General features: G+C 65.7%; 11 protein-coding genes. 4 read left to right on the top strand and 7 right to left on the bottom strand.

All coding sequences use genetic code 11. The features are described 5' to 3' along the window. Positions 1-132: 132 nt before the first annotated feature. The 7 genes from QNA11_RS09540 to QNA11_RS09510 form a co-directional block, all read right to left on the bottom strand. Positions 133-1443 (bottom strand): bifunctional folylpolyglutamate synthase/dihydrofolate synthase, encoded by a 1311-nt coding sequence (locus QNA11_RS09540; RefSeq protein WP_283482846.1) that lies wholly within the window; start codon positions 1441-1443, stop codon positions 133-135. A 21-nt stretch (positions 1444-1464) separates the two neighbouring features. Then, entirely contained in the window at positions 1465-2328 is an 864-nt protein-coding gene (gene accD, locus QNA11_RS09535; RefSeq protein ID WP_202072240.1) for an acetyl-CoA carboxylase, carboxyltransferase subunit beta, read from the bottom strand. Further along, a complete protein-coding gene (gene trpA / locus QNA11_RS09530) occupies positions 2325-3215 on the bottom strand; it encodes a tryptophan synthase subunit alpha (RefSeq protein ID WP_283482845.1) in 891 nt (296 codons plus the stop codon). The genes accD and trpA overlap by 4 nt, the downstream gene beginning before the upstream one ends. A 178-nt stretch (positions 3216-3393) precedes the next feature. After that, positions 3394-3792, bottom strand: a complete 399-nt coding sequence (locus QNA11_RS09525) for a PIN domain-containing protein (RefSeq protein ID WP_283482844.1) — start codon at positions 3790-3792, stop codon at positions 3394-3396. 26 nt (positions 3793-3818) lie between these two features. Then, a complete protein-coding gene (locus QNA11_RS09520) occupies positions 3819-4061 on the bottom strand; it encodes an antitoxin (RefSeq protein WP_202072243.1) in 243 nt (80 codons plus the stop codon). 54 nt (positions 4062-4115) lie between these two features. Beyond that, positions 4116-6038 (bottom strand): potassium transporter Kup, encoded by a 1923-nt coding sequence (locus QNA11_RS09515; RefSeq protein ID WP_202072244.1) that lies wholly within the window; start codon positions 6036-6038, stop codon positions 4116-4118. Positions 6039-6062: 24 nt separating this feature from the next. After that, on the bottom strand, positions 6063-8018 hold the full coding sequence (locus tag QNA11_RS09510) for a potassium transporter Kup (RefSeq protein WP_283482843.1): 1956 nt from the start codon (positions 8016-8018) through the stop codon (positions 6063-6065). A 244-nt stretch (positions 8019-8262) separates the two neighbouring features. On the opposite strand from QNA11_RS09510, the gene QNA11_RS09505 reads away from it, so the two are divergent. From QNA11_RS09505 to QNA11_RS09490, 4 genes are all read left to right on the top strand, one after another. Further along, the gene (locus QNA11_RS09505; protein ID WP_283482842.1) at positions 8263-9054 is read left to right on the top strand and encodes a dienelactone hydrolase family protein; all 792 of its coding nucleotides are present in this window, start codon (positions 8263-8265) and stop codon (positions 9052-9054) included. Between the two features lie 212 nt (positions 9055-9266). Next, positions 9267-10292: a Ppx/GppA phosphatase family protein gene (locus QNA11_RS09500; RefSeq protein WP_283484189.1), complete on the top strand. Its 1026-nt coding sequence runs from the start codon at positions 9267-9269 to the stop codon at positions 10290-10292. 71 nt (positions 10293-10363) lie between these two features. Beyond that, positions 10364-11584, top strand: coding sequence for a divergent polysaccharide deacetylase family protein (locus QNA11_RS09495; protein ID WP_283482841.1), 1221 nt, complete (start codon positions 10364-10366; stop codon positions 11582-11584). Further along, on the top strand, positions 11581-12087 hold the full coding sequence (locus tag QNA11_RS09490) for an RNA pyrophosphohydrolase (RefSeq protein ID WP_283482840.1): 507 nt from the start codon (positions 11581-11583) through the stop codon (positions 12085-12087). Before QNA11_RS09495 ends, QNA11_RS09490 begins: the two co-directional genes overlap by 4 nt. The last annotated feature ends 126 nt before the right edge of the window (positions 12088-12213 follow it).

The following is a 12213-nucleotide window of genomic DNA, read 5'->3' as shown; positions in this document are numbered from 1 at the left end:
CGGGTGAGGGCCCGCCCTCATCCGTCACCGCTTCGCGGCGACACCTTCTCCCGCAAGCGGGAGAAGGAAGAATTCCGCGCGGGGCGGATTCTCCATATACGCTCTTGTCACTTCTGTGAATTGCCGCGCTGGCTACTCGATCTGCGACCCATTGGCCGAGAGCACCGCCGCCGCGAGATAGAGCGAACCGGCGATCAGCACGCGCGGCGGCTGATCGAAGTGGTGCGAGGCGAGGATTTGCAGCGCTTCCTCGACATTATTGGCGTGCGCCGCCACAGGGATGCCTTCGGCCCTGGCGAGCGCCGCGACTTCCTCGGGCGGCCAGCTTTTGTGCTCGCCCTCCACCGGCACGGCGACCATCTCGCGCGCAAGGCCGGCGAAATGGCGCAGCAAGGCGCGGACGTCCTTGGTGGTTTGCGCGCCGCAGATCAGCGCCAGCGGCCGGGGCGCGCGGTCGTGGAACTCGGCCATGGCTTCGGCCAGCACGCGGCCGCCGTCGTCATTGTGGCCGCCGTCGAGCCAGACTTCCGCATTGGCGGGCGCGAGATCGACGATATGGCCGCGCACCAGCCGTTGGAGCCGCGCCGGCCATTCGGCGCGGGTGAGGCCGGCCTCGATGGCGGCGGTCGGCAGATCAGGCGCGACGGCGCGCAGCGCGGCGATGGCGTTGGCGGCGTTCTGATGCTGGTGGCGTCCGGGGAGGCGGGGCAGGGGCAGATCGAGCAGCCCGCGCTCATCCTCGAAGACGAGCCTGCCATTTTCCTCGCGGACGTAGAAATCCTGTCCGGCGACACAGAGCGGGGCGCCGACGCGGCGGGCTTCGCGCTCCAGCACCCTCTCGGCCCCCTCCGGCTGGAAGCCGATGATGGCGGGGGCGCCGCGCTTGAAAATGCCGGCCTTCTCATAGGCGATCTTTTCGACGCTATCGCCGAGGAACTCCATGTGGTCGAGCGAGACGGAAGTGACGATCGCGGCCTTGGGGCTTTTGATGACGTTGGTCGCGTCGTAGCGCCCGCCAAGCCCGGTTTCGAGCAGCAGCCAGTCGGCGGGGTTGTCCGCGAAGAGCGAGAAGGCCGCCGCCGTCGTCACCTCGAAGAAGGTGATGGGCTGGCCGCCGTTGACCTCCTCGCAGCGTTCCAGAATGGCGTTGAGGCGCGCGTCGTCGACGAGCTTGCCGCCGCCCTCGGCGCCGAGCCGGATGCGCTCGTTGAAGCGGATCAGATGCGGCGAGGTATAGACATGCACCCGCTGCCCGGCGGCTTCCAGCATGGCGCGCAGAAAGGCGATGGTCGAGCCCTTGCCATTGGTGCCCGCGACATGGATCGTCGGCGGCAGGCGCAGGTCAGGGCGCCCGAGCGCCTCCAGCAGCCGCTCGGCGCGACCGAGCGACAGGTCGATTTTCTTCGGATGGAGTGTGAGCAGCCGCGACAGGATCGCGTCCATTGCCGTCGCGCCTTTCGTAAATCAGGCGGCCCGGCGGGGCGGCGTCTTGGTGAGAAGGCCGCACAGGCGCCCGAGCGTCTCGCGCATCTCCTGACGCGCCACCACCATGTCGACCATGCCGTGATCGCGCAGATATTCGGCGCGCTGGAAGCCTTCGGGCAGCTTCTCGCGGATGGTCTGCTCGATGACGCGGGCGCCGGCGAATCCGATAATGGCGCCGGGCTCGGCGATCTGCACGTCGCCGAGCATGGCGTAGGAGGCGGTGACGCCGCCTGTCGTGGGATTGGTGAGCACGACGATATAGGGCAGGCGCGCGTCGCGCAGGCGCTGCACGGCGATGGTCGTGCGCGGCATCTGCATCAGCGAGAACATGCCTTCCTGCATGCGGGCGCCGCCGGAGGCGGTGAAGATGATGAAGGGCGTGCGCTTGGCGAGCGCATGGTCGATGCCTGCGACAATCGCCTCGCCAGCCGCCATGCCGAGCGAGCCGCCGAGGAAGTCGAAATCCTGCACGGCGGCGGTGACCTGCGATCCGTTGAGCTTGCCGGTGGCGAGCGTCACGGCGTCCGGCGCGCCGGTCTTGACGCGATATTCCTTCAGCTTGTCGACATAGCGCTTGATGTCGCGAAACTTTAAGGGGTCAATCGGCGCTTCCGGAGTCGGCAGCAGCTCCAATTCGCCATTGTCGAAGAGGTTGGTCAAGCGCACGTCGACCGGGCAGCGCATGTGATAGCCCGAACTCGGCACGACATAGAGATTGGCCTCGATGTCCTTATGGAAGACGAGCTGGCCGCTCTCGGGGCATTTGACCCAAAGATTTTCCGGCGCCTCGCGTTTGATGAGGGCTTTGATCTTCGGCGGAACGACGTTGGAATACCAGTTCATGCCCAAAGCCTCTTGAGCCAGGAAAATACGCCGCCGTTTTTGGCCGGGGCCCCGCCGGCCGGCGCCCGCGCGCTCCGCACGCCGGCCGCGATGCTCGCGACGAGCGAGGTCACGGCCTCGACGCTCTTTTCCGTCGCCTTGCCGCCCTCGTCCAGCGACGCCTTCAACGCGTCGACCAGCGCCGAGCCAACCACGACGCCGTCCGCATAGCGGGCGATCTCGGCGGCGTTCTGAGCGTTTTTGACGCCGAAGCCCACCGCGATCGGCAGCTTCGTATGTCCCTTGATCCGTTTCACGGCCTCGCTCACGCCGGCGTAATCCGCGAGCGCCGCGCCGGTGATGCCGGTCAGCGACACATAATAGACGAAGCCTGAGGTGTTTGCGAGCACCTTGGGCAAGCGCTTGCCGTCGGTCGTGGGGGTGGCGAGGCGGATAAAGTTCAGCCCCGCGTTGCGCGCCGGGATGCAGAGCTCGGCGTCTTCCTCCGGGGGCAGATCGACGACGATCAGACCGTCCACGCCCGCCGCCTTGGCGTCCGCCAGGAATTTATCGACGCCATAGACATAGATCGGATTGTAATAGCCCATCAGCACGATAGGCGTGGCGTTGTCGCCGGCGCGGAAATCCTTGACGAGCTGCAGCGTCCCTTTCACCGTCATGCCGCCCTTGAGCGCCCTGAGCCCCGCGGCCTGGATCGCCGGGCCGTCGGCCATGGGGTCGGTGAAGGGCATGCCCAGCTCGATGACGTCGGCGCCGGCCGCAGGCAGCGCCTTGAGGATGTCGAGGGAGGTCACGGGGCCAGGGTCGCCCGCCATCACGAAAGTCACGAGAGCGGCGCGCCCTTCGGATTTCAGGGCGGCGAAACGGTCGTCGATACGGGTGGACATATTGGCGGCGATCTCTCGGTTCCCCCCTTCTCCTGTCGGAGAAGGCGCCGCGCGGAGGCGCGGCCGATGCGGGCTCTCACCCGGCCCCCGCTCACGCTGGGGCCACTCTCTCCCGCAAGCGGGAGAGGAGAGAGCGTGGGTGCTGATTATTCCGTGGCCAGCGTTCCGTCCACCCTCTTTATGAATCCCTCGTCCAATCCACGACTTTCATGATCGGGGCGAGCTTTAGAAGCGCGGCGTCGTTGGTGACGAGGACAGCGCCAGCGGCGCGCGCGTGGGCGGCGATCAGCATGTCCATGTTCGTAAGAGACAAACCTTTCGCCGCGAGATCGCAACGAAGCAGCGCGTATTCCGCCGCCGCTTCCGATGTCCACGGGAGAATCGCGACATGCGAGAGGAAATTCTCGACCAGACGTGCGAGGTTCGTGGCGTGAGCCGTTTTGGCGACGCCGAAACGAAGTTCCGCCTCTGTCAACACCGAGACGCTGAGGTCTGCGGGCGGCGTCTTTTCCAGATGGCGCTTTAGCGGCTCAGACGCCTTGCGGATGATAAAGCTCGATATATTGGTATCGAGCATGAAGTTGGGCTCCCGCATCAGGCTAATCAGGGAAAGTCGCGCGTCGGCGGCGGACTGGCGTCCCTGTCTGTCAAGAAATCCGAGGGCACTTCGGTTTCCGACGCAAGCTCGAAGAAATCCTCCCAGCTCGTCGGGCGTCTCGAAAGAATGACATCGCCGGTGACTTCGTCTCGACGGATGAAGACTTCTTCACCCTCGAACCGATATTTCGCAGGCAAACGAACGGCCTGGCTGCGGCCGTTCATAAAGAGTTTGGCTGTATCGGTCATTGACGCACCCCGAGCTATACCAGAGTATAGATCGGGTTCGATCCTCAGACAAGCCTAGATCGTCACCTGCGCCCCAAGCTCCACCACGCGATCGGACGGGATCGAGAAGAAGTTTGTGGCGTTCGCCGATTGCTTGGTGAGGGCCACATAGAGCTTGTCCTGCCAGGGCGGCATCTCCGAGGACGGGCTTTCTTTGATTGTCCGCCGGCCGAGGAAGAAGCTCGTGGTCATGATGTCATATTTGTAGCCGGCCTTGCGCATCAGGGCGAGCGCCGCGGGCACGCGCGGGCTTTCCATGAAGCCGAAATGCAGTATGGCCAGGTCGAAATCGTTCGAGATTTTCGTTAGCTCGAAGCGCTTGTGCGGCGGCACGCGCGGGCAGTTTTCCGTGCGCACGCACAGGATCAGCACGCGCTCGTGCAGCACCTTGTTGTGCTTGATATTGTGCATGAGCGCGGTCGGCGCGACATTGGGGTCGTTGGTGAGGAAGATCGCCGTGCCCGGCGCGCGCATCGGCTTCGATTTCTCGAGCATCGGGATGAGTTCGGTCAGCGGAATCGAGTCGCGGTGAGTCTTTTCAGTGAGCAGCCGCGTGCCGCGCACCCATGTCCACATCACGATCATCGAACAGGCGCCGAGCGCTAGAGGCACCCAACCGCCCTCGACGATCTTGAGGAGATTGGCGGCGAGGAAGGCGAGATCGACGGTGAGAAAGGAGGCGATCACGCCGACGCTCAACCACAGCGGCCATTTCCACTCGCGCCAGACGACGATGAAGGCGAGGCTGGTCGTCACCACCATCGTGCCCGTGACCGCAATGCCATAGGCCGAGGCGAGCGCCGAGGAGCTGCGGAAGACGATGACGAGCAGCAGCACGCCCAGCAGCAACAGCCGGTTGACGCGCCCGATATAGATCTGCCCCTCCTGCGCTTCCGACGTGTGGGTGATTTCGAGGCGCGGCAGCAGGCCGAGCTGGATCGCCTGACGCACGATCGAAAATGCGCCGGTGATCACCGCCTGGCTGGCGATGATGGTCGCGACCGTCGAGAGCAGAACGAGCGGCAGCAGCGCCCAATCGGGCGCGAGCAGGAAGAAGGGATTACTGACCGCTTCCGGATTCGACAGAATGAGCGCGCCCTGGCCGAGATAGTTCAGCAGCAGCGCCGGCAGCACGAAGCCGAGCCAGGCGGCCTGAATGGGAAAGCGCCCGAAATGGCCCATATCGGCATAGAGCGCCTCGGCGCCGGTCACGCCCAGAAACACCGAGCCGAGGATCGCGAAGCCGAGCCAGCCATGGTTGAGCAGGAAGCTCACGCCGCTGCGCGGATCGAAAGCCCAGAGCACCTGTGGCGCGTCGCCGATATGCATGGCGCCCAACGCGCCAATAGCGGCGAAAAAGACGACCATGATCGGGCCGAAGAGCGTCGCGACGCGCGCCGTGCCATGGCTCTGCACCCAGAACAGGGTGATGAGGATGAACAGCGTAATCGGCAGCACATAATCGCTGAAGCGATGGGTGACGAGCTCGAGACCCTCGACCGCCGACAGAACCGAGATGGCCGGGGTGATGATGGCGTCGCCCGAGAAGAGCGCCGCGCCGGCGACGCCTAACAGGAAGATCGCGAGCGAACGGCCGCCGACGGAGGATTCGGCGAGCGCCATCAGCGACAGCGTGCCGCCTTCGCCGCGGTTGTCGGCGCGCATCAGGAAGAGGACGTATTTCAGCGTGACCGTGAAGACGAGCGCGAGAATGAGGAGCGAGATCGCGCCGATCACCGCCTCCTGGGTCAGCGCGTCGGCCTTCACGCTATGCGAGAGCGACTCGCGCAAGGCGTAGAGCGGGCTCGTCCCGATGTCGCCGTAAACGACGCCGATGGAGCCCAGGATCAGCGCGGCGGTCGACTGTTTCGCGTGCTCGGCGCCTTCTGCGCCGGCCGGTTCAGATGCGCCCGCGCCGATCTGCATATGCTTGGTCATTTACCGTCTCCGATAAAAAGCGGATCAGATGGTTAATTGCGCGCCGAGCTCCACGACCCGGTCGGACGGAATGGAGAAGAAGTCCGTGGCGTTCGCGGACTGTTTTGTCAGAGTGACGTAAAGCTTGTCTTGCCAGGCGGGCATTTCGGAGGCGGGGCTTTCCTTGATGGTGCGCCGGCCGAGGAAGAAGCTCGTGGTCATGATGTCGTATTTGAACCCCGCCCTGCGCATGGCGGCGAGCGCGGCGGGGACGCGGGGGCTCTCCATGAAGCCGAAATGCAGGATCGCCTTGGAGAAATCTTCCGAGAGGCTCGTCAGCTCGTAGCGTTTTTCGGGCGGAACGCGCGGGCGGTTTTCGGTTTTGACCGAAATGATCAGCACGCGCTCGTGGAGCACTTTGTTGTGCTTCAGATTATGCAGCAGCGCCGCCGGCGCGACATTGGGATCGCTGGTGAGAAAGACCGCCATGCCCGGAACGCGGGTGGGCTTCGACTTCCGCATCATGGCGATGAGATCCATGATCGGGATCGAGTCGCGGCTCGTTTTCTCGGCGAGGAGGCGCGTGCCGCGCACCCAGGTCCACATCACGATCATCGACGCGGCGGCAAGCGCGATCGGCGCCCAGCCGCCTTCGCCGACCTTCAGAAGATTGGCGGCGAGGAAGGTGAGATCGACCGAGAGGAAGGCGCAGACGACGAGCGCCGTGAGCCACACCGGCCAGCCCCATTTTTTCCACACGACGAAGAAGGCGAGGGCGGTGTCGACGACCATCGAACCAGTCACCGCGATGCCGTAAGCCGAGGCCAGCTCGGAGGAGCCTCGAAACGTCACGACCAGCAGCAGCACGCCGATCAAGAGCAGGCGGTTTATCCGGCCGATATAGATCTGCCCTTCCTGCGTCGCGGAGGTATGGGTGATTTCGAGACGCGGCAGAAGGCCAAGCTGGACAGCCTGACGCGCGATCGAAAAAGCGCCGGTGATGACGGCTTGGCTGGCGATCACGGTCGCGAGGGTCGAGAGGATCACGAGCGGCAGCAGCGCCCATTCGGGCGCAAGCAGGAAGAAGGGATTGGCGATCGCCTCGGGGCGCGACAGGATCAGCGCGCCTTGGCCGAGATAATTGAGCAGCAGGGCCGGCAGGATGAAGCTGAGCCAGGCGACGCGGATCGGGCGGCGCCCGAAATGTCCCATGTCGGCGTAGAGCGCCTCGGCGCCGGTGACGCCGAGAAAGACGGAGCCGAGCACCGCGAAGCCGAGCCAGCCGTGCTCGGCAAAGAATGTAAGGCCCAGCGCCGGATTGAAGGCCGCCAGCACCTGAGGCGCGTCTTGAATATGCGCCGCCCCCAGCCCGCCGATGGTGACGAAGAAAACAGTCATCACCGGGCCGAAGAACGCCGCGACCCGCGCCGTGCCGTGACTCTGCGCCCAGAATAACGTCACCAGGATGAAGATCGTTATCGGGACCACGAAGTCACTGAAACGATGCGTGACAAGCCGCAGTCCTTCGATCGCCGACATGACGGAAATCGCGGGCGTAATGATGGCGTCGCCGGAAAACAGCGCCGCGCCGGCGACGCCGAGCAGAAACACGAAGAGGGGCTTGCCGCCGACAGACGATTGCGCCAGCGCCATGAGCGACAGCGTGCCGCCTTCGCCGCGGTTGTCAGCCCGCATCAGGAAGACGACGTATTTGATGGTGACCGTGAAGATCAGCGCGAAAATCAACAGCGAGAGCGCGCCGATGACGGCCTCTTCGGTCAAAATATCGGCTTCCACAATATGCGCGAGCGACTCCCGCAAGGCGTAAAGCGGGCTGGTGCCGATATCGCCGTAAACGACGCCGATCGAGCCGAGGATAAGGCCGATGAGTCCGCCTTTAGGCTGTTCATGCGCGTGTTCCGACGGGGCCTCTTGCGGCGCGCCGGGAGGCTGTTTGGTCGGCGGGACCTTTCGTATTTCCGCGCCCGATTGTTGCGTCATGAAAACGTCCCTTCGGGAAAGCGGATATAGCGCGCAGCGCGCCGCGCCGGGAGTGGCTCGACCACGAGCTTCAAACAAACGCAACCTCGGCCCTCTCAGCGCGAGAGGTCTCTCCCTCCCGCGAAGGGCGCCGCGATATACGCCCTTTTGTGGTCGAAGAGAAGGCTTAGTTTTGCGCTGCGAAAGCCCCCTTGCGGGGGGAGGCGCCGGCGCGCAATTTGATGTGGACAAAAGAGGATCGTCGATGAAAGACAAGCATGTCCCCGGCTTCGCCGCCGCCGCCGGATCGGTGTCCGCCCACGCGATCCATACGGATTCCGCGGGTCTGGAGACTGGCCTCACGACGCTTCCCGGCGGCGCCCCCGCTTATTTCGCGATGCCCCAGGGCGGCGAAAGCCTGCCGGTTGTTCTCGTCGCCGAGGAGATATTCGGCCTGCACGAGCATATGCGCGATGTCGCGCGCCGCCTCGCCAAGCTCGGCTTTTTTGCGATAGCGCCGGACTACCTCGCCCGCTATGGCGACCCCATGGCGGCGCCCGACATCGACGCGCTTCGCGCGATCGCCGCCAAGGTCCCCGACGCGGAAGCGATGGCGATCTTCGACGAAGCGCTGGCTTTCACTGAGGGCAAGGGCGCCGACGCGGCGCGCGCCGCCGTCATAGGCTTTTGCTGGGGCGGCCGCATCGCCTGGCTCTACGCGGCGCATAATCGGGCGCTTTCGGCTTGCGTTCCCTGGTACGGGCGCCTCGATGGATTGCATACCGCCGTGCAGCCGCGCTGGCCGATCGATATTGCCGGCGAGATCGAGGTTTCGACGCTCGGACTTTATGGCGGCGACGATCCGTCCATCCCGCGCGATGTCATCGCGCAAATGCAGGACAGGCTCACAGCGACCGGCGCGCCGGCGGAGATCATCGTCTATGACGACGCGCCGCACGGCTTTTTTGCAGACTATCGGCCGAGCTATCGCGAGACGGATGCGCATGACGCCTGGGCGCGCATGCGCGCCTTTTTGCGGGCGCAGGGCGTCGGCTAGCCGATATGGGCTCGAATTGCGCTGAGCCATTTTCGCCTTGCGGGCGGGTCCGCAATCCGGCAATTAAGACGATTAACGCGAATTGGGTCGCGCGAGCGGCAACACGCGACGAAGCTTATCGCGGGAGCAGGAATTTGGCAGGGACCGTTCGGCCCGCTTATGCGGGCCCAGGTCTGGGGGCGGCTGGCCATGCGGCGCGGGCGCAGGCGGCGTTGACGGCTGACGCCGCCGGCGACGATCACGCGGCGCATGGCAACGGCCACACCTACGCCGCGCTCGATCTCGGCACCAATAATTGCCGCCTGCTGATCGCCCGGCCGGAACGGCGCGCCCGCCGGCGCGCCAATGAATTTCTGCGAATCATCGACGCTTTCTCGCGCATCGTGCGCCTCGGTGAGGGCCTGGGCCGCGCCGGCCGCATCAGCGAGGCCGCCATCGAACGCACCATCGTCGCGCTGGAAATCTGCCGGGACAAGATGGAGGCCCGCGGCGTCACGCGCGCGCGGCTCGTCGCCACCCAGGCCTGCCGCGGCGCCGCCAATGGCGAGGAATTCGTCGCCCGGGTGCGCGAGCGCACCGGCCTCGAGCTGGAGGTGATCGACCGGGAGACGGAGGCGCGCTTCGCCGCGCGCGGCTGCGGCTCGCTCGCCGATCCGCAGGCGGCGAGCGTGCTGCTTTTCGATATCGGCGGGGGATCGACCGAGCTGGTCTGGCTCACCCGCGCGCCGGCCGGCGCCGAGGGCCGCGAGCTGCATAGCTGGACCTCGCTGGAGCTCGGCGTCGTCACGCTCGCCGAACATTTCGGCGGCCGGGTGGTCGACGCGGCGACATTCGCGGCGATGAAAAATTACGCGGTGGACGCGCTGGAGCATTTCGTGCGCGAGACCGCCGAGGTGCGGCGTTGCTCCCGTTTCCATCTGCTCGGCACCTCGGGCACCGTCACCACCCTCGCCGGCGTGCATCTGGGGCTCGAGCGCTACGACCGCTGGCGGGTCGACGGGCTGTGGATGACCGACGCCGAGGCCACCAGGGCCATCGACCGCCTGCGCGGCATGGATTTCGAGGCGCGTGTGGCAAATGGCTGCATCGGCCCGCAGCGCGCCGATCTCGTGCTCGCCGGCTGCGCGATTTTCGAGGCGATCCGCGAGATGTTCCCGGCCGCGCGCACCCGCATCGCCGATCGCGGCCTGCGCGAGGGCATGCTTTTGGAGCTGATGGAGGCGGATGGGGCGCTGTGAGCGTCTCGACGGGTCGCGGCTCAGCCGTCACAATGTAGCCAAGATGATTCGCCCCGCGAGCGCCCGCCTGTATGACCGATGAATTGAACCAGCCCCTCGGACGGGAAGCGCCGCGGCCCGCGAAGCGGGAGCCGCGGCGCCCGCTCGCTGTTGCGATTGGCGCGTTGGCGGCGGCGGGCGCGGGCGCGCTTTACTTCCTTCCCCCCGATCCCTTCGGCGGCGAACCCTACGCCATCGCCAGGATCGAGCCCTACAAGCCGCCGGAGACCGCGCCCGCCCTGCCGCCGGCTCAGCCGCAGACCGCCGCCGTCGAGCAGACGCAGGGGCAACTGCCGGATGACTCCGGGATCAGCGAGATCGAGCAGCTTTCCGGCGTCAAGGTCACCCGCCCTGGCGGCGAGGGGTCGACCGCCCGCATCATCCGGGTCGAGCCTACCTCCGGGGTGCGGCTCACGCCGGCCCCCGACCGCCGCGTAACCGAAAAAGGCCCCTATGGCCTGCTACCTAAGATCGGCGCCGACGGCGCGCGGCCGATGGACGTCTATTCCCGCCCCTTCGTCACGGCGACGACGATCAAGCCGGGCGCCCCGCGCATTGCGCTCGTCGTCGGCGGGGTCGGGCTCAACGCCCAATCGTCGCTGGAGGCGATCGACCAGCTTCCCGAGGGCGTGACGCTCGCCTTCGCCCCTTACGGCGCCAATCTCGATCGGCTGGTCGCCCAGGCGCGCGCGCGCGGCCATGAGGCGCTGCTGCAGGCGCCCATGGAGCCCTTCGACTATCCGCAGAACAACCCGGGCCCGCATACGCTCGTCACCAGCGCGCAGGATGGCGGCCTCGACGATCTGCGATGGCTGATGAGCCGGTTCACGGGTTATGCGGGCGTGATGAATCATCTCGGCGGTCGCTTCATGGCGGATGAGACGGCGCTCTACGGCGCCTTGAGCGAAATGGCGCAGCGCGGCTTGTTTTTCCTGGACGACGGCGCCTCGGCGCAATCGCTTGCCGGAAAGCTCGCGCCCAAGCTGTCGCTGCCCAACGCCAAGGTCGACGTCGTCATCGACCAGCGCAATTCGCTGCAATCCATGGACGCGGCTTTGTCGCAGCTCGAAACGGCGGCGCGCGACAAGGGCGCCGCCATCGGCTTCGCCAGCGCCACGCCGACGGCGATCGCGCGCGTCGCGCGTTTCGCGCGGGATCTGGAGCGGCGCGGCATTGCGCTGGCGCCGGTCTCCGCCGTGCTGTCGCAGAAAATTTCGAACGGAGCCGCCGCAAACATGGGCCCAATCAGATGATCACGCCCGACAACCGCTACCGCCCCTGCGTCGGCGTGACGCTCATCAACGCCGAGGGGCTCGTCTTCATCGGCCATCGCAAGGCAAAGGGGACGTTCGATCAGACGACGGAGCCCTATCTCTGGCAGATGCCGCAGGGCGGCATAGATGCAGGCGAAACGCCCTATAAGGCGGCGCTACGCGAGCTGCAGGAGGAGACAAATGTCGCGAGCGTCGAGTTCCTCGCCGAGGCGCCGCTGTGGCTCTCCTACGATCTGCCGCCCGAGGCCAATAAGCGCTGGAGCGGCAAATATATCGGCCAGACCCAGCGCTGGTTCGCGCTGCGCTTTGTCGGGTCCGAGAGCGAGATCGACATTCACGCGCCGGGCGGCGGCAAGCACAAGCCGGAATTCGACGACTGGCGATGGGAGAAGCTGTCCAAGCTTCCGGATTTGATCGTGCCGTTCAAGCGGCAGGTCTATTTGGATGTGGTGGAGGCGTTCAGGCCATTTGCGGCGGCTTAACATGAGATCCGCTTGATTGGCTCACCGTCATTCCCGACGCTCGCAAAGCGAGCGATCGGGAATCCAGAGCAATATCATCGCTATTGCGGCTCTGGATTCCCGGTCGGGCTTTCAGCCCGCCGGGAA

The sequence above is a fragment of the Methylocystis sp. JR02 genome (assembly GCF_030063565.1).
In the GTDB taxonomy this organism is placed as follows: Bacteria; Pseudomonadota; Alphaproteobacteria; order Rhizobiales; family Beijerinckiaceae; genus Methylocystis; species Methylocystis iwaonis.
This window is presented reverse-complemented; position numbering and strand designations above follow the sequence as displayed.